Below are 21,252 nucleotides of genomic sequence, written 5' to 3'. Positions count from 1 at the left end.
TTCGGCAGGGATGATTTTAATTTTCAATAAGTCGACGTATGTTGAATAATTTTTACAACTTTATTGAGCACAAAACGATCGTATCACAAATTATTTATGCAAATAAACAGTCAAAGAGAAACTAAAAAACAAGAATATAGAAAAGTTAAACCAACATGAAAAAAATCAATTTACTCATTTTATTTTATGTACTGATGAATTTAACTAGTTATGCACAATCACAATGGGCAACAACCGATTTATATGAAAATAATCGTTCCCCCTTACTTACAAAACCCTTTATGGAACTTCCTCTTGGAGCAGTGCGTCCGGAAGGATGGCTGAAAGATCAATTGTTGAGAATGAAAAATGGCATGACGGGGCACTTAGATTCTTTATACAGCCAGGTAATGGGACCTCGCAACGGTTGGTTGGGAGGCGATGGTGACGTGTGGGAAAGAGGTCCCTATTGGATTGACGGATTGCTGCCGTTGGCTTATATCTTAAACGACAATACGTTGAAAGCAAAAGTTCAACCTTGGGTGGAATGGACTTTACAAAGTCAGAGACCGGACGGATATTTCGGACCTTCCGTTGATAGAGAGCCCGAAGAAGGATTGCAGAGAAACAATGCCCAGGATTGGTGGCCCAGAATGGTCGTTTTAAAGTTTATGCAACAGTATTATGATGCAACCGGTGACAAGCGTGTCATTCCATTCATGACCAACTATTTCAAATATCAATTCACGCAATTGCCTCAAAAACCGCTTAATTATTGGACGAGATGGGCACAGCAAAGAGGAGGTGACAATTTGATGGTCGTTTATTGGCTTTATAACATTACCGGGGAAAAATTTTTATTGGATTTGGGAGATTTAATCACGCAGCAAACAATCGATTGGACTAATTTGTTTTTGGAAGGTGAGCAAATCAACACCTTATTCAGTACCCATTGCGTTGATTTGGCTCAGGCAATTAAACAACCCATTATTCGCTATCAGGCTACTAAAAACGACAAGCATATTGAGGCAATAATCAAATGTGCTTCCGATTTAAAAAGAGCTCACGGATGGCCAAATGGATTGTATGGGGCCGACGAATTATTACATACGGGAAATCCGACGCAGGGCTCCGAGCTTTGTACAGCGGTAGAGATGATGTTTTCGTTGGAAAAAATGATCGAAATTACCGGAAAGGTTGAATGGGCAGATTGGTTGGAAAGAGTTGCCTTTAACGCATTGCCTACCCAAGTAACCGACAATTTCGATGCCCGACAGTATTATCAACAACTCAATCAGGTTGAGATATCGCGTCATCTTCGAAATTTTGTTACAGGTTATAATGGAACCGATCAACTGTTTGGTTTATTGACTGGTTATCCTTGTTGTACATCGAATCTGCATCAGGGATGGCCTAAATTTACCAAACATTTATGGTTTGCATCACATGATAAAGGATTAGCCGCACTTTTTTATTCACCTTGCACGGTAACGGCAGAAGTGGGCACGGGAACGAGAGTCGAAATAAAAGAAATGACCAACTATCCGTTTGATGAGTCAATTCATTTTAATATCAAGATTGCCGATAAAGGCAGCAAAGTAATAGCATTTCCTTTCTATTTACGGATACCGGAATGGTGCGAAGAAGCCACGATAAAAATCAACGATACCATCTGGAAAAAGGTGAAAGGAGGAAATGTGGAACGAATAAGTCGAAACTGGAAGTCGGGTGATAGAGTGGAATTGATACTCCCGATGAAAGTTATCGTATCCCGCTGGTACGAAGGATCGGCAGCCATAGAAAGAGGCCCGCTGTTGTATGCTTTACGCATGGAAGAAAAATGGACGAAAGTTCCCGATGATCGTAAATTCGGGAAAAGATATGGCGATTGGTACTATGAAGTTCATAGCGACACTCCGTGGAATTATTGCTTGTTGGAAGAAGCTGTTAAACCCGAAAACATAGAAACTCATTTTCAAGTAATAAAGAAAAATATCAACGGATATCCGTGGAATTTGGAGAATGCTCCCGTCGAAATCAAAACCAAGGGAAAACGAATGAATCAATGGCAGAAGTACAACGGTTCTGCAGGGCCGTTACCTTTCAGTGTCCAGTATCAGGAAACTACCATGCCCGAAGAAGATATTACTTTAATCCCTTACGGATGTACTACGCTGAGAATAACCGAATTCCCCATTACAAGAAAATAACCATCGACATAATTTATGAATAACTTCGACTCCAGAATATGAAAATCAAAAAATGGAATTATATGATACTTGTTGGGTGGATAATGATCTCGTTCAATGTTCAATCCCAACAAAAGTTCTTTCAAGAGAACACGGCTGTCAATTTTTCTCATGTAACCATCAAAGACAGTTTTTGGTTGCCTCGGTTGAAAACGCATGCTGCCGTTACTTTACCTGCCTGTATTTATCAATCGGAGATCGCAACGAATCGGATTAAAAACTTTGCGATCGCGGCCGGATTGGCCGAAGGAAAATTTGAAGGATTCGTTTACGACGATTCCGACGTTTATAAAATGATCGAAGGAGCTGCCTACTCCTTAATGAATAATCCAAATCCAGTTCTCGAAAAGAAAATGGATAGCCTAATAACAATTATTTCGAAAGCACAATTACCCGACGGATATCTGATGACTTACTTTGAGCTTGGTGATTTATCGCAACGGTGGACGGATATGGATAAACATGAAATGTACTGTTGTGGCCATCTCATCGAAGCAGGCGTTGCCTATTTCGAAGCCACAGGCAAGAGATCCCTTTTGGATGTAGCCATAAAATATGCCGATCATATCGATCGTTTTTTTGGCGAAGGAAAACGCACGTGGGTTCCCGGACATCCCGAAATCGAACTTGCCTTGGTGAAACTTTACAGAGTTACAAACGATCAGCGTTATTTGAATTTATCTCGCTGGCTTTTGGAACAACGTGGACATAACCGAGGTACGTGGAACTCTGCTTATAAAGAATATTATCAAGATGCTGTTCCCGTCAGAGAGTTGAAGGAAATTGGGGGACATGCGGTGCGGGCCATGTATCTGTTTACGGGAATGGCCGATGTATCTTCGGCTATGAAAGATTCTACGTACATTCCCGCTTTGAACAGCCTGTGGAACGATGTAGTTTTCAGAAAAATGTATCTTACTGGCGGGATTGGCTCATCACGTGCCAACGAAGGCTTTACCGAACCCTACGATTTGCCTAATAAAGAGGCTTATTGCGAAACGTGCGCATCAGTTGGGATGGTTTTTTGGAATCAACGAATGAACATGCTTTCAGGTGATGGAAAATACGTCGATGTACTGGAACGTTCCATGTATAATGGGGCATTGGCCGGAATCTCACTGTCGGGAGATTTGTTCTTTTATGTCAATCCATTGGAATCGGACGGAGATCATCACCGAAAAAAATGGTATGGAACAGCCTGCTGTCCAAGTCAAATTTCAAGATTTCTACCGTCCATCGGTAGCTATATTTATGCTGTTTCGCCGGACAAAACGCTATGGATTAATCTATACATTGGAAATGAAGCTAATATCAAAATAGGAAATAATTACGTTTCACTTCTACAGGAAACACTTTATCCTTGGGACGGCGCTGTTAGGTTGACAGTAAATCCCGAATTTTCGGATCATTTTAATTTGAAATTGAGAATACCGGGTTGGTGTAAATCCTATTCCATCAAAGTAAACGATAAACCTTTTGAGGCGATTGAAGATTTGCAGTATGTAACCATTGGTCGAAAATGGAAAAAAGGAGATACGGTGTCACTTACGATGGATATGCCGGTAGAAGTTGTTGCCGCAGATCCGCGAGTAAAGGCCAACGTGGGTAAAAGAGCCATACAACGAGGGCCACTGGTATATTGTTTGGAAGAAGTGGATAATCCGGGAATAGATCATGCACAAATTACAAATTCAACTACGTATACTTTTCAGAAGGAGTCAAATTTATTAGGGTCTGTAGTTTCCATCACGGCAAAAGCCGACGGGAATCAGACATTCAAATTTATACCGTATTATGCATGGGATAACCGTAAACCAGGAAAAATGAAAGTATGGATCAAATATCATGAATAACAAGAATCTCAAAATTTGTATTTTGGAACTCACTATGTTATTCTTTAAAAATAGGACCACCAGTTATGTTGAAAAAAATGATTAAATTCTATTTAACCAAGATGAACTTAATTCTCATATGATTATCTTTGGAATTATGCTGTTTGCTGTACTCATGGGGAGATTTTAAAATGAAAAAATCGGCACTGCTTTTTATCGTGAGCATTCTTAGCGGATTTCTATATTCGCAAGTACTGACAAATCCTTTTCAATCGTACGATTTAAGTATCGAATGTGAAAGGGGAAAAATATTCGGCACCTTACTGATTCCGAATACAAAAGCCCCTTTCCCGGTTGCGTTACTCATTTCCGGTTCAGGACCAACCGATCGAGATGGCAATCAGCCGAACATGAAAAACAACAGTCTGCGTTATCTGGCTGAAAATTTGACCAGACAGGGTATTGCTACGTTACGATACGATAAACGGCTGATAGGGCAAAGTAAAACCGGGCAGCGCGAAAGCGACATACGATTTGAAGATTACATCGACGACGCTAAAAAATGGATTTCGAGATTAAAGCAAGATGCAAGATTTTCAAAGGTTATCGTAATCGGTCATAGCGAAGGCTCATTAATCGGCATGATCGCAGCCAGGGATGCCAAAGCCGATATGTTTATCTCCATAGCCGGTGTTTCCAAACCTGCCGACGGGGTAATTTTGGAGCAAACGAAAGGTTTGCCGACCCATCTGTACAATGAAACGATTGCTATTCTCGACAGTCTGCGAAAGGGTAAAACCGTCAGCCATGTTAATCCGAATTTAGCCGCGTTGTTCAGACCGAGTGTTCAACCGTATATGATAAGTTGGATGAAGTACGATCCTTCCAAAGAAATTCAGCAATTACGCATACCGATTTTGATCATTCAAGGCACTGCCGATATTCAAGTCGGCGTCGATCATGCGCGACAATTGGCCGCATCGGCTCCTCGTGCCGAACTGAAAATCATAGAGAATATGAATCATGTGTTGAAAATTGTGGAAGGGGACAGAAATAAAAATGTGGCAACCTACATGAACCCCAATTTGCCGATATCGGATGAACTCGTAAAAGCAATTACGGACTTCGTAAAGAATAACGAATCCCGATATATTCATTGAAAAGAAGTCCGCCCACAATGAGTGCGAGGCCTGTATATGTGGTGGGATAAATGCTTTCGCCTAAAATCACGTGTATTATAAAAAGCGACAGAAACGGAGCAAGATAACACAGATGATTGATGAGTGCAGGATTGTTGGTTTTTTTCAATGCAATTCCAAAACAAATGAAAGGGATGGTCATCTCGAAAAGCCCTGAATACACCGCAGCTAAAACACCCTGCAACGAAGAAATTTCGATTTTCATGAACGGAGCAATCATCAACAATTCTATCGTTCCGAAAAAGAAGTTGAGAAATAAGCTCACAATCGGATCGGTTTCGGCATTCATCCTGTTTATGAGCCAATAAGTTGCCCACACAAAAGCACTTCCAATGCCTAAGGCTATTCCGAGTGCCGAAAGGTTGGTTCCCGTTAATTGTCCCGGTCCTATGGAAATTACGGCAACTCCGGCCAATGAAATTGCCATGCCGACAAATTTGACAGCAGGGATGCGTTGCCGGGCAAAAACGGCCAGCATCAACGAAAGCACCACCGGCCACATGTAATTGATGGGTTGTGCAATCTGAGCCGGAAGCAATTCGTAGGATTTGAACAGAACCAGATAATACATTGCAGGGTTGAGTGTTCCCGCAACGGCAAACATCCGCCATTGTCTGCGACTGACGGAGCGAAGCAAAAACCATTGCTTACGAAAGGTGAGCATGATGGCAAATGCGATCAACGCCGTGATGGAGGCAATCAGAAGCAGTTCGTAATACGTAAGGATCGATAGCGCCAGTTTAAACGCCGATGCTACAGTAGCCCAACTCAAAACGGTTATGGAAACGTAAAGAATAGCCTTGTTATCGTCTTTCATGCGGAGAATTGAAATGTTTTATTTCGTAATTTTTCATTTTACCCTGCCGGAACAGGTTTTCCTCTGTCCTGACCGGCACTTACCGATGTGGCCAAATTACGAATTTACGTTTTGATAACTGGAGATATTAATAATTTCAAAGCGAGGGTAACATCCATATTTGAAGAGAATTTGCTTTGATTGCAATGTTTTATTAATGATTCCACTTTAAAAAGTCGATGACTTTAATTTTGCTGTATTCGGATTATCCCGATGATGTTCAAGGTATTCTTGAACAATTTCATCTGTTATTCGTCCTGTACTCCAAACCCCATATCCTATCGCCCAAAAGTGTTGCCCCCAATATCTTTTGCGCAACTCCGTATATTCCTGTTGAAGATGATGGGAAGTGCAACCTTTTAAATTCTTTACCGTCGCCAAAAACTAAAGTCCGTTTTATTTTTTTAGTATTATAATAGCTGCATAACTCTGTTCGTTTTTATCCATAGGGGTTGGGGTTATCTCATTGCCTTCAAACTCTATACGATTACATTTAGCAAAACGTTCAAAAGTATGTGCATAATTACTCTTTGGAATATCCCAATAGGTAACAAATTCATGTACCGCTTCATCGCCGAATACATAAGGACATTTCAACTTGTATGTGAGCTTTTTCTCTTCAGGACAATCATTTACAGGCACAGAAAAATCATTCGTCAAATAACAATAACCATTATATTTAGACATTACTAATTTGGGATGGTTAACATCAGGTTCAAAGCCGGGTCTGGCAGGAGCATTGTAAATATTATTATCCCAATTCCAACATGGTTCGGAAACAATAATATCCAATACGTACAAATCATCTTTTACAGAGCCTGACTGAGCCTGTTCTTCCGGAATATTACTGGGTATCCACTCCGCCAATCCAATTCCTTTTACCAAATCATTACCGGAAGTATCCCGTAAACTTAAGTCTAAATTATAGACAACAAATTCCGGTTCATGACGATCAAAAATCTTATCACAGGACGTGAAGTCGATTATTACCAACGTCAATAATCCTATTAATTTTAAAGTTTTCATAGCATTTATGGTTTAGTAATAAAAATCTTGTCTTGCATATTGAAAATTACCATTCCTAAATTTAGGCTGCATTCTCATTCAATCGCTTTCTCTGCCGCAACGGTGATGCTGAAAATTCCGATTTCTTTTTGGTTAAACTGTCGGATTTCTTCTTCGTTGAGGTATTTCTGTAAGATTTCCTGCGGCAGTTGCACTTCCTTTTGCTTGTGAACGGTAACCGATTGAAATCCGGTTTCCCGAATAATATCCAGATACTCCTGCATCTCAATGGCTCCCGAAACGCAACCGGCATACATCTCGGCATCGTTTTTCAATTTTTCGGGCAGATTGCCTTTGACAACCACATCCGACACACAAAAATGACCGCCGGGTTTCAATACCCGTTTAATTTCGGCAAACGCTTTCCGTTTGTCTGGCACCAGATTCAATACGCAATTGGAAATCACCACGTCAAACTGATTATCTTCCAACGGCATATCTTCGATGTCTCCTTTGACAAATTCCACATTTTGAAAGCCGAGTTTGGTATTGTTTTTACGGGCTTTCTCCAGCATGGCATCGGTAAAATCAATGCCGACCACCCTACCGGTTTCCCCCACAATGGCTCGGGCAACAAAACAATCGTTACCTGCTCCGCTTCCCAAATCGAGCACACTGTCGCCCTCTTTGATGGACGCAAATTGGGTAGGTATGCCGCATCCCAATCCCAAATCGGCATCTTCATGATACCCTTTCAGTTGGCGGTAGTTTTCACTGAATACGGCATAATCGACCGTAGAACAACACCCGCCAACGCCGCAGCAGGAAGTTTCGTTTTGTTCTTTCGATTGCCGGGCAATCACTGTGTAAGTGTCTTTTACAACGGATTTAATATTTTTTTCCATAAAATTGAATGTTAGAGTTGTATTCCTGATTTTTTGAGAATATAAAGCATGATGAAATAGGCGATGATCGTCAGCGCAGAGGAGATGGCAAGCGACAGCCAAAAGTTGAAACTTCTCTTCAGCAGTATGGGCAGCACGATAAAAAAGACGAGCGAAGGAATCACGAGCCAGAAAATTCCGGTGGACAACGAGGCAATTTGTGCCGTGTCTTTGGTGTCGATGTACAGCCAAACGATGGCCAACAGCGAAACTAACGGTATGGAAGCCAACAGGCTGCCTACGAAGGTACTCCGTTTGGATATTTCGGAAACTGCTACCAGCACAACCGACGAAAGCAACACCTTGACGATGGTATAAATGACATTCATAGCTGTAAATTTTCTTGATAGAATAAATAGAATTTTTCTTTTATTTCGTCTCTTATTCTTCTGAATTCGTTTAAGACAAATTCTTCAGAACCTGTAACTTTGGCCGGATCATCAAAACCGATATGCAGCCGATGTTTCACTTTACCCGAGAATATCGGACAATTGCGGTCGGCATCGGCGCAAACGGTAATCACGTAATCCCACGTTTCCGACAGATATTGACTGACCGATTTCGGAATGTTCCGGCTAATATCGATACCGGCTTCACACATTACCTGAATGGCCTTCTCGTTTACTTTCTCAGCCGGCTCGGTACCCGCAGAACAAACCGTCAAACGATTGTCGAACGAATGCAGAAATGCTTCTGCCATCTGACTGCGGCAACTGTTACCGGTGCAAAGAATAAGTATTTTCATCAATGTGAAATTAATTTTCGGGATTGCAACAAACATCGTTGGGTTGAATGTTGGAGAAGAATTGCCGGAAAGCTTCATTGGCTTTTTCCCAATTCTCCCGATCGATGCAGTATCTCACTTTGGGTGGCTCGATTTCGCCTCTGATTAATCCGGCGTTTTTCAGTTCTGTCAAGTGTTGCGATACGGTAGCTTTTGCAATAGGAAGTTCCTGGCAAATATCGCCAAAGAAACAACTGTCCATCGAAGCCAAGTATCGAAGAATGCTGATGCGGGCAGGATGTCCCATTGCTTTGGCGAAACGCGCCAGCTCTTCGATGTCTATGTCGTATGTTTTATTTTTAGGGTAAGCCATCGGTCAATCGATGATTTTAATTTGTTGTTCGCAAAATTACGAATAATATTCAAATCACAATAAATACTGAAGATTTTTTTCTAAAAAATAGTCGAAGTTCGATAAAACGAGTTTTTTAAACCACTTTTTTGCTCCTCTTTCGCTCAGCCGCGACTCGAAAGGTGCAAATGTACTCGGGTTTTGCAGGCTTTTTATCGCTCTTCCTTCGCTTCTTCTTCGCTCTTCCTTCGCTTCAAGGCAGGGACAAAAACATCGGAATCGGTGGAATTATGGTAGAATAAAGCTGCGTATTTGGCTCATATAAAGGGGAATACATAGGCGAAGCCGAAGCGGACTTTGTGCGAGGATGGTGCAAGGGTGATGCAAGCATGGAGCGAGGATGGTGCAGCCTTGGTACGGAGCAGGTGCAGCCTTGGTGCGAAAAAGAAGCGGAGTTGGTGTGTCTCGTCCTGAAATAGGTTTACACTCAATGTAAATTAAAAGCAGGACTATGCATTCTGCACCATACACTTCCTACACTTTCCTACGCTGTAGGATTCGTTTGAAACCCGCTCCGGGTAAGACTTTCCCACACTTCCTACAGTTCCTACACTTCCTACACTTCCTACACTTCCTACAGTTCCTACAGTTCCTACACTCTGCACCATACACTTCCTACACTTCCTACACTTTCCTACGCTGTAGGATTCGTTTGAAACCCGCTCCGGGTAAGACTTTCCCACACTTCCTACAGTTCCTACACTTCCTACACTTCCTACAGTTCCTACAGTTCCTACACTCTGCACCATACACTTCCTACACTTTCCCACACTTTCCTACACTGTAGGATTCGTCTGAAATCCTTTACAGGTAAGACTTTCCTATACTTTCCCACACTTTTCCCTATATGAATTTTAATATCCGATGAATTCTAAAGATCGAATGTCTTGGACCCTTGTTTTAAGGCATTTGATGCAAGCATGGAGGGAAGATAAACAATGCGGGTAAATTTGCATTTGACCGTTGAATTTGAAAAAAGTTGTATATTTAGGCTGTCAATAAAATAGTATGCGCAAGCAATAAATGGCAACGACACAGCAAGGTTAACGCAGCGTAAAATTATGAACAAACTGAAAGTATTTATCAGCAGTGTACAGAACGAATTTGCCGAAGAAAGGCAGATGCTGTATGATTATTTATTGAATGATGCTTTGCTCGGGCGATTTTTTGAACCGTTTATTTTTGAAAAACTTCCCGCACGTGATATAAAAGTTTCTAAAGCTTATCTCCAACAGGTAAAGATTTCGGATGTTTACCTTGGACTTTTCGGGAAGGAATACGGCTTTGAAAATAAGGAGGGAATATCTCCAACGGAGCTCGAATTTGATTGCGCAACGGAACATCAAAAGGTCAGGTTGATATTTATTGCCCATCATAGTGATTCTGAAATTCATCCGAAGGAATTGTTATTGATAAAAAAGGCAGAAAGTGTATTGGTACGTAAAAAATTTATTGATGCCGCAGAATTAAAAACTGCCGTTTATGCTTCATTGGTGAACCTGCTGGAAGAAAAGGAATTGATCCGTTCCGGCCCCTTTGATGCAACGATCTGCAAGGAAGCCACTTTTGAAGATATCGATCCGGAACGTTTGAAATGGTTTGTCAGAACAGCAAGAGCCAAGAGAAATTTCCCTTTTACTGAAAACGATGATCCGGAAAAAATTCTAACCCATCTTCATCTCATTAAATCGGGACAGCTCACAAATGCCTCATTACTTCTGTTCGGTCGCGAACCTCAGCGTTTTTTTGTCACGTCCGAAGTCAGGTGCGCCATGTTTCACGGCAATGAAGTGCAAAAACCCATTCCTTCTTATCAGGTATATAAAGGAGATGTTTTTCAACTGGTTGAGCAGGCTGTCGATTTTGTGTTATCACGAATCGATCTTTATGTAGGCGACAGAAGCCTGTCGGTGGATGTGCCGGTACATTACGAAATACCACGTACGGCGGTTACGGAAGCTATCGTAAATGCGGTGGCTCATCGCGATTATACCAGCAAAGGATCGGTGCAGGTGATGCTGTTTCGTGACAGGCTTGAGGTGTGGAATCCCGGACAATTGTCGTATCGCCTTACCATACCAAAACTGAAAAAACCTCATGGATCATTTCCGACCAATCCGCTCCTGGCCGAGTCGCTTTATCTTGCGGGGTATATCGAACGAATGGGTACAGGTATCCCCGATATGATTAACGTTTGCTTGGAAGCAGGACTTAAAGAGCCGGAACTGATTCAAGAAGAGTCTTTTAAAGCGATTCTCTGGCGGAAAGTAAATGCTGCCCCGCAAGTTACCCCGCAAGTTACCCCGCAAGCTGCCCGGCAAGTTACACGGCAAGCCAAAAACCTGGTTTTAATTATGACGGATGAAATGACAAGGGATGAACTTCAAGAAAAACTGCAACTAAAGGATAGGGAAAATTTCAGGAAGCTGTATATATCGGAAGCATTGGAACAGGGTCTCATCGAAATGACTATTCCCGACAAACCAACCAGCCCCGAACAGAAATACCGCCTTACGGCAAAAGGCAAGGCGTTGCAACAACGATGGAAAAATCAGGAAAAATAACATAGAAGCTAAATCGAAACTAAAATAACCATAGTAAGTGTGAGACCGTGAGAAACGTGGGAACTGTGGAAACCGTAGCAGGTGCAGGAAGTGTAGGAAGTGTAGGAAGTGTAGGAAAGTCTTACCCGGAGCGGGTTTCAGGTACATCTGCGAGCGTAGGAAAGTGTAGGAAAGTGTAGGATTTGAGGATGTATAGGGGATGAGATGCGATTCTTTTTCTGTTTTTGACAATAACGAATGGACAGAAGAAACGCCAATTTTTTGAACTTTCCGAAAAACATAGAGCGCATTATTGATGGGTTCGCGTAATGCTTATTTGCATTTGTATCGAAATTGTGGCAGTATTGCTAAAAAATACAAAAACAACACTCCAAATTGCTTGCGAAGTTGGACTTAATTGTTTATTTTTGAGGTTGAAACAAAAAAACTGTTGAATTAACGAAGTGAACAATATAGACGGCAACGAATTATGCGATAGCACAATCGCCAACATCTTGAAAATATGGGCAAGAAAGTGAGCAAAAACGGAAACAAACAAGAAGAACCGTTAGAAAAACAACTTTGGAAGGCGGCCGACAAACTGAGAAAGAACATCGATGCCGCCGAATATAAACATGTGGTGTTGGGATTGATATTCCTGAAATACATCTCCGATGCTTTTGAAGAATTATATGCCCGACTGAAAGTCGAAGAAGAACTGGGAGCCGATCCGGAAGACAGAGACGAATACAACGCGGAGAACGTTTTCTTTGTACCACAGGAAGCGCGCTGGAGTTTTCTTTTGTCTAAAGCAAAACAACCCGATATCGGTAAGTTTGTGGATAATGCCATGGATGCCATAGAAAAGGAAAATCCTTCACTAAAAGGTGTTTTACCCAAAGTATATGCGCGGCAAAACCTCGATCCCACCAGTTTGGGAGAATTGATCGACTTGATTGGCAACATTGCCCTTGGCGATACGAAAGCACGCAGTGCCGATGTACTGGGGCATGTATTTGAGTATTTTCTGGGTGAATTTGCGCTTGCGGAAGGCAAGAAAGGCGGACAATTCTACACGCCCCGAAGTGTTGTCGAATTGTTGGTCGAAATGTTGGAACCCTATCACGGGCGTGTGTTTGACCCCTGTTGTGGTTCCGGCGGTATGTTTGTTCAATCGGAAAAATTTGTAACCGAACATCAGGGAAGGGCAAACGACATTTCCATTTACGGACAGGAGAGCAACCAAACCACATGGCGGTTGTGTAAAATGAACCTGGCTATTCGCGGCATTGACAGTTCGCAGGTGAAATGGAACAACGAGGGTTCGTTTCTCAACGATGCCCATAAAGATCTGAAAGCCGATTATATCCTTGCCAACCCACCGTTTAATGTAAGCGATTGGGGCGGAGAATTGCTACGGAACGATGCCCGCTGGCAATATGGTGTGCCACCGGTCGGCAACGCCAACTTTGCCTGGTTGCAGCATTTTATCTATCACTTGGCGCCAACCGGACAGGCCGGCGTGGTATTGGCCAAAGGAGCATTGACTTCAAAAACCGGCGGAGAGGGTGAAATACGAAAAGCCTTGATTGAAAACGGTTTGATCGATTGTATTGTAAATCTTCCTGCCAAGCTGTTTTTAAATACACAAATTCCGGCTGCACTTTGGTTTTTGAGTCGAAACCGCAATAACGGCAAATTTCGCGATCGTCATGACGAGATATTGTTTATCGATGCCAGAAATCTGGGGCATTTGATAAACCGCCGCACCCGTGAACTTTCTCGCGAAGATATTCAGCAAATTGCGAACACATACCACAATTGGCGGAATCCCGATGGCAACTATGAAGATGTTCCCGGTTTTTGCGCTTCCGTGTCCATAGAGAAAGTAAAAGAGCTCGATTATGTGCTTACGCCCGGTCGGTATGTCGGTTTACCCGACAACGACGACGATTTCGATTTCAACGAACGTTTCACCGCTCTGAAAGCCGAACTGGAAGAGCAGCTGAAAGAAGAAGCGCAGTTGAACGAAATCATTCTTGAAAATTTATCGAAAATCAAATTGATGGATGAAAAGTAAAATAAAGGCAGCATTATTTTACTTTGAGTGCCAAAAGTAAAATAACGATATTTATATTTTCCTTATCGATAAAAATATGATTGAACTTGAAAAATATCAAGGCGGACATTTTGAGAAAAATTTAGGGTACAAATATTTTGTTCCTAGTGCAATTAACGACGAATGGACTTGGAAAACGCCGGCCTTGAATCTGTTATTGGAAAAAGCAGCTATTAAGTTGGGTGAATTAAATTCTTATGCACGGCTCGTTCCCAATATTGATTTGTTTATTCAATTGCATGTGACCAAAGAAGCGGTGGTTTCAAGCCATATTGAAGGCACCAAAACCAATATGGATGAAGCCCTTTTGCCGGTTGAAGAAATTCATCCCGAACGTAGAGACGACTGGCAGGAAGTAAATAATTACATCAAGGCATTAAATAATGCTATTGAAGAACTAAAATCACTGCCCATTTCTTCTCGCTTACTAAAAGAAACACATAAAATACTGCTGCAAAGCGTAAGGGGTGAACATAAATTACCCGGAGAGTTCAGAACTAGCCAAAACTGGATTGGAGGTACTTCACTGCATGATGCAGTATTTATTCCGCCATCTCACCACTTGGTGAATGGACTTATGAGCGATTTGGAAAAGTTTCTTAATAATGATGAAATTAACGTTCCTCTGCTAATACGTATTGCTATTGCACATTATCAATTCGAAACTATTCATCCGTTTTTAGACGGGAATGGCCGTATCGGACGTCTTATGATAACTTTATTTCTTGTATCAGAAGGTATTTTAGATAAACCTTTACTCTATCCATCATTGTATTTCGAAAAAAATAAAAGCCTGTATTACGATAATTTAAGTAATGTAAGAACCAAAAACGATATGCTGCAATGGATAAAATACGCATTTCGCAATTAAAATCGGTTTTCGACGAAATAGGTCACTTTATTACAAGTGATGATGGTAAAGAACAAGTGGAAGTTTGGTTTGCCAGTGAATTGATGGTTGCATTGGGATATGCCCGTTGGGAGAATTTTCGGGTAGCAATAGGCAGAGCCGTTGATTCATGTAAAACACAGAATATCAATGTGGATGACCATTTTCGTGACCTCACGAAAATGATCGAAATTGGCGAAGACATCAAGAAACTCGAACGGCGCGTAGCTGCCGAAGAAAAACAAATTGAAAAGGCAAGCCCCAAATTGCCTAAAAACAAGAAGAAATAATAAATCCAGGCAACTTTTAAAGATAGATGTAATGAGTGAGTGGAAGAAATATAAACTGGGGGAAATTGCAGAAATCAAAGGCGGAAAACGTTTACCTAAGGGAGAACTGCTTGTTGATTATGAAACACCACATCCTTATATAAGAGTAACGGATATGGGTAAAAAGTGGGTTAGAAAATCAGGTTTACAATTTGTAACTCCTAAAGTTCAAAAAACAATATCACGCTATGTAGTTAATTCGGGAGATGTAATTCTTTCAATTGTTGGGAGCATTGGTTTGGTTGGTCGAATATCTCAAGAATTGGATGGAGCTAACCTCACTGAAAACTGTGTCAAATTATTAACCAATAAGACAATAGTTAATGATGACTTCCTTTTTTATTTTCTGATTTCTGATGAAGGACAATATGAAATAGAAAAGAGAAATGTAGGTTCGACCCAACCAAAGTTGCCTTTATATAACATAAAGGACATAGATATTCTTCTTCCTTCTCTCTCTGAACAAACCGCCATAGCCTCAATTCTTTCCAGCCTCGACGATAAAATAGACCTGCTCCATCGCCAAAACGCCACGCTCGAAAAAATGGCCGAAACGCTCTTCAGGCAGTGGTTTATTGAGGAAGCAAAAGAGGAGTGGGAAGAAGAAACTTTTGAAAAATGGATACTTGAAACAGTTGGTGGTGATTGGGGAAAAGGATCAATAGAAGATGAATTCACTAAAGCTGTTTATTGTCTTAGGGGAACAGATATAGCCGATTTGAATAATGGATTACCAAATAAGACGCCAATTCGATTCATCAAAGAAAAAAAATTTCAATCGATTAGCCCAAATGAAGGTGATTTGATAATTGAAGTTTCAGGAGGTACTGAGAACCAGTCAACAGGCAGAATTTGTTATATAAATAATCAAGTTAAAGCTTTATTCGACTACCCTTTGGTATTTTCAAATTTTTGTAGGATGATAAGAATCAAGAAACCAGAATATTCTTTTTTTGTATACTGCTACATTCAATATCTTTATAATCAAGATGAATTTTTTAATCTTGAAAATGGAAGCTCAGGTATAAAAAACCTTGATTATAAAACCTTATTATTTGATTTAAAATATAAAATGCCAGATGAAAATTTTGTTATTAAATTTCACAATCAAGTAAAATCTTTATTTCAGAAAGTGAATCAAAATAAAACTCAAATCCGCACTCTCTCGGCATTGCGGGATTTATTGTTGCCCAAGTTAATGAGTGGGGAGATAACTGTTAAATTTTAAGACTATGGAAAAAACGAATACTGAAAATATTGAACTATACTGTGTAAGAGCAGAATTTGGCACTTATACTAAACAATTTATTGATGGTGGCTACGTAGCTATTGGTTGGTTGCCGAATAATGATTTGTCTGCGATAGCCAGTCGTGATGAGCTATACACGCTATACAAGAAAGAATATCCGGAAGACACCAGCAATGTAGTGATTGGTCAGCAGGTGGGACAAATTGCCCGTTTTCTTTTAGAAATAAAACCAGGGGATTATGTAATTACTCCGGCACAGAACACAGAATTTATTTATTACGGCATTGTGGAGGAAAATCCCTATTATTTTTCAGATGGAGCAGATGGTTGTCCTTATCGGCACCGGAAGAAAGTGAAATGGCACAAAGAGCCCATTCAACGGAGTCAGTTTTCCGTTCCTTTTCAGAATACTATCCGTTCGTCACTCACCGTTTTTTGCATTAGCCACAAAAAGAACTTTTTCACAACCATTGGCAAGCCCGAACTGGTGCCGGAAAGTGAAAAGAAAGTGGAATTTGATTATTACACTTCAGTACTTAACAAGATATTGGAACTTGACGAAAAAGAATTTGAAATCCTTATTACACATATTTTAAATGCACTTGGTTTTGAAGGTTCGGAACACAAAGGCAAAGTGGGTGATGGTGGTGTGGATGCCACAGGTGAGTTAAATGTGGCAAATATGGCTAAAATCAAATTGTTTGTTCAAGCCAAACGATACAAGCTCGGTTCAAAAATAAATGCAAATGTTGTAAAAGCACTAAGGGCTAACATTCCCGCAGGCGGACAAGGTGCGTTTATTACTACTGCCGATTACCAAGAAGCAGCCAAAAAAATTGCTGTTGAGCAAGGATTTCCACGCATTGGATTAATCAATGGCGAACAGTTGGTAGATATTTTGGCCGAGCATTGGAATGATATACCTGTGGAGTTCAGAGATAAATTAGGTTTAAAAATCGGATTGGTCCCTAATTGATGAAAAAGCTTAAAAAAGTAATAGAGCAATATGGGCGTTGGGCAGTTCTTTCAATCTATGTTGAGAGAATAGAAACTTATATTGAATCGGATTTCAGCCTTTGCGTTGAAAACTCAAAAGCGCTTCTTGAAAGTATTGCAAAACAAATTTGTAAAGAAAAAGGCGTTGTTTTGATAGGTAATGAAAGTATAAATAAACTCGTCAAAATTTCATTTGAAGCGATTGGTTTTGAAAAGAGAGATCCTATAAATACTATTGCGACTTCATTATCTGCCATTGCTCAACAAATTGGAAATCTACGGACTTCTATTGGCTCAACTTCTCATGGTAAATCCCTTGATGAACTTGAGAGAAGAAATCAAAACATGGATTTCTTGACCAACGAATTTTTAATATCGTCAATCGAAATAGTTTCTTGCTTTCTCATACGAAATTTTGAAAATGAAAACCCAAGAAAGCCGGCTGAGTCAGTTGATGAAACGTTGGATTATTACGAAGCAGAAGAATTCAACGAGTTTTGGGATAATTTGTTCGGAGAGTTTGAAATGGGTGATTATTCTTATCCCGCAAGTGAAATTCTTTTCTATGTGGATAATCAAGTATATAAAAATGAATATAATGCCTTTATAACAACTGAGACCATTGAAGAATGACACGCATTACCGAAAATAGCATAGAAGAATTTGCCATCGAGTTACTGGAAAAACTTGGTTACGAATCGGTTTATGGTCCCGATATTGCCCCGGACGGCGAGACTCCCGAACGGGAAAGCTACGAACAGGTTTTGCTGATCGATCGGTTACGTAAAGCCCTAAAACGCATCAATAGAAACATGCCCGCCGATGTACTTGAAGATGCCGTAAAAGAAATCCGGCGTATTCACTCACCGGAATTGTTGACGAATAACGAAACTTTTCATCGTTTTTTAACTGAAGGTATTCCTGTTTCAAAGCGGGTGGATGGCGATGATCGGGGCGACCTGGTTTGGCTGATCGACTTTAAAAATCCGTATAACAACGATTTTTTGGTTGTTAACCAGTTTACCGTTGTGGAAAACAACCATACCAAACGACCCGATATTATTTTGTTTGTTAACGGTATTCCGTTGGTAGTTATCGAACTGAAAAACGCTGCCGATGAAAACGCATCCATTCGTTCGGCATTTCGACAAATAGAGACTTATAAAGCCTTGATTCCGACTCTTTTTATTTATAACGGTTTTGTGGTTATATCCGATGGGTTGGAAGCCAAAGCAGGAACCATTTCGTCGGGATTCAGCCGTTTTATGGCCTGGAAATCGTCCGACGGAAAAATTGAAGCTTCGCATTTGGTCAGTCAGTTGGAAACCCTCATTGCGGGAATGCTCAATAAGGAGACATTGATCGATTTAATTCGTCATTTCATTGTTTTTGAAAAAACGAAAAAAGAAGATCCCGAAACGGGGATTATTACCATAAATACCGTTAAAAAGATGGCTGCCTACCATCAATACTATGCGGTGAACCGGGCTGTTGAATCGACGTTGAGGGCGGCGGGATATATTGATGATAATGTACGGTCCTGTACCTCGGTAAGTGAGGTTTTGGAATCGCCCGAAAGTTATGGACTTGCGGGTGTGAAAAAACAACCTGTGGGTGACCGTAAAGGCGGCGTGGTTTGGCACACCCAAGGGAGCGGTAAATCGCTTTCGATGGTTTTCTTTACCGGGAAAATCGTGTTGGCAATGGATAATCCGACCGTTGTGGTGATTACCGACCGTAACGATTTGGACGACCAGCTTTTCGATACTTTTGCTGCTTCGAGACAGCTGTTGCGACAAGAGCCGGTGCAGGCCGAAGACAGAAATCATCTTAAAGAGCTGTTAAAAGTAGGTTCAGGTGGTGTGGTTTTTACTACCATTCAGAAGTTTCAACCCGACGAAGGTAATGTCTACGAATTGCTTTCCGATCGCGAAAACATTGTGGTTATTGCCGATGAAGCTCACAGGAGCCAATACGGATTTAAAGCTAAAACCATTGACGATAAAAACGAAAAGGGGGAGGTGATCGGTAAAAAAGTTGTTTATGGTTTCGCCAAATATTTGCGTGATGCGTTGCCTAATGCAACGTATTTGGGTTTTACGGGTACGCCGATTGAAAATACCGATGTAAACACACCGGCTGTTTTTGGGAATTATGTGGATATTTACGATATAGCCCAAGCTGTTGAAGACGGGGCAACAGTTCGTATTTATTACGAGAGCCGGTTGGCCAAAGTAAATTTGAGCGAAGAAGGGAAGGCTTTGGTGGATGAACTGGACAAAGAACTCGATCAAGAGGATTTGACCGATGAACAAAAAAATAAAGCCAAATGGACTCGGTTGGAAGCGTTGGTGGGCAGTGAAAACAGAATTAATCAGATAGCCAAAGATATTGTCGAACATTTTGAACAACGACAAACGGTTTTTGAAGGCAAAGGGATGATTGTTACCATGAGCCGCCGTATTGCCGTCGATTTGTATGAAGCTATCATAAAACTCAGACCCGAATGGCATTCAAACGAACTGAACAAAGGGGTTGTCAAAGTGGTGATAACATCTGCATCGTCCGATGGTCCGAAAATTTCAGCCCACCATACAACCAAAGAACAGCGCCGTATGTTGGCCGACAGGATGAAAAATCCGGATGACGAGCTTAAACTCGTCATTGTTTGCGATATGTGGCTCACGGGTTTTGACGTTCCTTGTCTGCACACGCTCTACATCGACAAACCCATGAAAGGGCACAACCTGATGCAAGCTATTGCGAGGGTCAACCGGGTGTACAAGGACAAACCGGGTGGTCTAGTTGTCGATTACCTGGGTATTGCGTCCGATTTGAAAAAAGCCCTTTCGTTTTATGCAGATTCCGGAGGTAAGGGAGATCCGACTATTTTACAGGAACAGGCCGTTGAATTGATGTTGGAAAAATTGGAAGTGGTTTCCAATATGTATTATGGGTTTAATTACGAAGAGTATTTCGAAGCCGATACTTCCAAAAAACTGTCCATTATTTTAGCAGCCGAAGAACATATTTTGGGATTGGAGGATGGAAGGAAAAGATACATTAACGAAGTAACTGCCTTGTCAAAAGCTTTTGCCATAGCTGTACCTCACGAGCAGGCGATGGATGTCAAAGACGAGATTGCATTTTTTCAGGCGGTAAAAGCGCGTTTAGTGAAATTTGACAGTTCAGACACGGGCAAAACGGATGAAGAAATGGAAACGACGATCCGCCAAGTAATCGACAAGGCGTTGGTGACAGAACCGGTTATCGATGTTTTTGATGCCGCCGGATTGAAAAAACCGGATATTTCAATCCTTTCCGAAGAGTTTCTGATGGAGTTAAAAGGAATGGAACATAAAAATGTTGCGCTTGAAGTATTGAAAAAACTTTTGAACAATGAGATTAAATCGAGAGCCAAAAAGAATCTGGTGAAAAGCAAGACCTTAAGGGAAATGTTGGAAAACACCATCAAGAAATACCACAATAAAATACTTACCGCAGCCGAAGTTATCGAGGAACTGATCAGTCTGAGTAAGGAGATTGTGGAAATGGACAAGGAAGCCAAAGCAATGGGGTTGTCCGATTTTGAGTATGCTTTTTATACGGCTGTGGCCAGTAACGACAGTGCAAGGGAACTTATGCAAAAAGACAAATTACGTGAATTGGCTGTTGCCTTGACAGAAACCATAAGACAGAATGCTACTATCGACTGGACAATTAAAGAAAGCACAAAAGCTAAATTGAAGGTGTCGGTAAAAAGACTGTTAAGAAAATACGGTTATCCGCCCGATATGCAGATGCTCGCGACAGAAACGGTGTTGAAACAAGCCGAAATGATTGCCAATGAACTAACGATGAATAATACACTGGCCGATTAAAAACTGACTTTTTAAGGTTCGACTAAATAACCATGGAAACCATAGC

General features: G+C 41.1%; 17 protein-coding genes and 1 pseudogene. 11 read left to right on the top strand and 7 right to left on the bottom strand.

Annotated features, from left to right (window positions below; translation table 11 throughout):
- The first annotated feature begins 155 nt into the window (after positions 1 to 155).
- The 3 genes from OLM34_RS01040 to OLM34_RS01030 all read left to right on the top strand — a co-directional run bounded on the left by OLM34_RS01040 (position 156) and on the right by OLM34_RS01030 (position 5,220).
- Entirely contained in the window at positions 156 to 2,189 is a 2,034-nt protein-coding gene (locus OLM34_RS01040; protein ID WP_264404607.1) for a glycoside hydrolase family 127 protein, read from the top strand.
- A gap of 83 nt (positions 2,190 to 2,272) precedes the next feature.
- On the top strand, positions 2,273 to 4,081 hold the full coding sequence (locus OLM34_RS01035; protein ID WP_264404830.1) for a glycoside hydrolase family 127 protein: 1,809 nt from the start codon (positions 2,273 to 2,275) through the stop codon (positions 4,079 to 4,081).
- 170 nt (positions 4,082 to 4,251) lie between these two features.
- Positions 4,252 to 5,220 (top strand): alpha/beta hydrolase, encoded by a 969-nt coding sequence (locus OLM34_RS01030; protein ID WP_264404606.1) that lies wholly within the window; start codon positions 4,252 to 4,254, stop codon positions 5,218 to 5,220.
- Here the strand turns inward: OLM34_RS01030 and OLM34_RS01025 are convergent.
- The 7 genes and pseudogenes from OLM34_RS01025 to OLM34_RS00995 form a co-directional block, all read right to left on the bottom strand.
- Positions 5,177 to 6,076, bottom strand: a complete 900-nt coding sequence (locus OLM34_RS01025; protein WP_264404605.1) for a DMT family transporter — start codon at positions 6,074 to 6,076, stop codon at positions 5,177 to 5,179. The genes OLM34_RS01030 and OLM34_RS01025 overlap by 44 nt on opposite strands.
- A gap of 207 nt (positions 6,077 to 6,283) precedes the next feature.
- A pseudogene (locus OLM34_RS01020) lies at positions 6,284 to 6,487 on the bottom strand (transposase); the annotation flags it as partial.
- A 24-nt stretch (positions 6,488 to 6,511) separates the two neighbouring features.
- On the bottom strand, positions 6,512 to 7,141 hold the full coding sequence (locus OLM34_RS01015) for a hypothetical protein (RefSeq protein WP_264404604.1): 630 nt from the start codon (positions 7,139 to 7,141) through the stop codon (positions 6,512 to 6,514).
- A gap of 74 nt (positions 7,142 to 7,215) precedes the next feature.
- Entirely contained in the window at positions 7,216 to 8,025 is an 810-nt protein-coding gene (arsM, locus tag OLM34_RS01010) for an arsenite methyltransferase (protein WP_264404602.1), read from the bottom strand.
- A gap of 11 nt (positions 8,026 to 8,036) precedes the next feature.
- Positions 8,037 to 8,393, bottom strand: a complete 357-nt coding sequence (locus OLM34_RS01005; protein WP_264404601.1) for a DUF3147 family protein — start codon at positions 8,391 to 8,393, stop codon at positions 8,037 to 8,039.
- Positions 8,390 to 8,809 carry an arsenate reductase ArsC gene (locus tag OLM34_RS01000; RefSeq protein ID WP_264404600.1) on the bottom strand — a complete coding sequence of 140 codons (420 nt, stop codon included), beginning with the start codon at positions 8,807 to 8,809 and terminating at the stop codon, positions 8,390 to 8,392. The genes OLM34_RS01005 and OLM34_RS01000 overlap by 4 nt, the downstream gene beginning before the upstream one ends.
- Before the next feature lie 10 nt (positions 8,810 to 8,819).
- Entirely contained in the window at positions 8,820 to 9,161 is a 342-nt protein-coding gene (locus OLM34_RS00995) for an ArsR/SmtB family transcription factor (RefSeq protein WP_264404599.1), read from the bottom strand.
- Between the two features lie 1,100 nt (positions 9,162 to 10,261).
- Between OLM34_RS00995 and OLM34_RS00990 the strand changes: the two genes are divergently transcribed.
- The 8 genes from OLM34_RS00990 to OLM34_RS00955 all read left to right on the top strand — a co-directional run bounded on the left by OLM34_RS00990 (position 10,262) and on the right by OLM34_RS00955 (position 21,206).
- The gene (locus tag OLM34_RS00990; RefSeq protein WP_264404598.1) at positions 10,262 to 11,764 is read left to right on the top strand and encodes a Fic family protein; all 1,503 of its coding nucleotides are present in this window, start codon (positions 10,262 to 10,264) and stop codon (positions 11,762 to 11,764) included.
- 502 nt (positions 11,765 to 12,266) lie between these two features.
- Positions 12,267 to 13,823, top strand: a complete 1,557-nt coding sequence (locus OLM34_RS00985) for a class I SAM-dependent DNA methyltransferase (protein WP_264404597.1) — start codon at positions 12,267 to 12,269, stop codon at positions 13,821 to 13,823.
- A gap of 76 nt (positions 13,824 to 13,899) precedes the next feature.
- On the top strand, positions 13,900 to 14,733 hold the full coding sequence (locus tag OLM34_RS00980; RefSeq protein WP_264404596.1) for a Fic family protein: 834 nt from the start codon (positions 13,900 to 13,902) through the stop codon (positions 14,731 to 14,733).
- Positions 14,706 to 15,041: a hypothetical protein gene (locus OLM34_RS00975; RefSeq protein WP_413777173.1), complete on the top strand. Its 336-nt coding sequence runs from the start codon at positions 14,706 to 14,708 to the stop codon at positions 15,039 to 15,041. The genes OLM34_RS00980 and OLM34_RS00975 overlap by 28 nt, the downstream gene beginning before the upstream one ends.
- Before the next feature lie 31 nt (positions 15,042 to 15,072).
- Positions 15,073 to 16,308, top strand: a complete 1,236-nt coding sequence (locus OLM34_RS00970; RefSeq protein WP_264404595.1) for a restriction endonuclease subunit S — start codon at positions 15,073 to 15,075, stop codon at positions 16,306 to 16,308.
- Positions 16,309 to 16,312: 4 nt separating this feature from the next.
- Positions 16,313 to 17,305: a restriction endonuclease gene (locus OLM34_RS00965; RefSeq protein ID WP_264404594.1), complete on the top strand. Its 993-nt coding sequence runs from the start codon at positions 16,313 to 16,315 to the stop codon at positions 17,303 to 17,305.
- Positions 17,305 to 17,958 (top strand): abortive infection family protein, encoded by a 654-nt coding sequence (locus OLM34_RS00960; protein WP_264404593.1) that lies wholly within the window; start codon positions 17,305 to 17,307, stop codon positions 17,956 to 17,958. The genes OLM34_RS00965 and OLM34_RS00960 overlap by 1 nt, the downstream gene beginning before the upstream one ends.
- Positions 17,955 to 21,206 carry a type I restriction endonuclease subunit R gene (locus tag OLM34_RS00955; RefSeq protein ID WP_264404592.1) on the top strand — a complete coding sequence of 1,084 codons (3,252 nt, stop codon included), beginning with the start codon at positions 17,955 to 17,957 and terminating at the stop codon, positions 21,204 to 21,206. The genes OLM34_RS00960 and OLM34_RS00955 overlap by 4 nt, the downstream gene beginning before the upstream one ends.
- The last annotated feature ends 46 nt before the right edge of the window (positions 21,207 to 21,252 follow it).

It is taken from the genome of Anaerorudis cellulosivorans, from assembly GCF_025943985.1.
GTDB classification, from domain to species: domain Bacteria; phylum Bacteroidota; class Bacteroidia; order Bacteroidales; family Dysgonomonadaceae; genus Anaerorudis; species Anaerorudis cellulosivorans.
The sequence above is the reverse complement of the archived record's forward strand: the minus strand, read 5'-3'. Positions and strand labels throughout refer to the sequence as shown.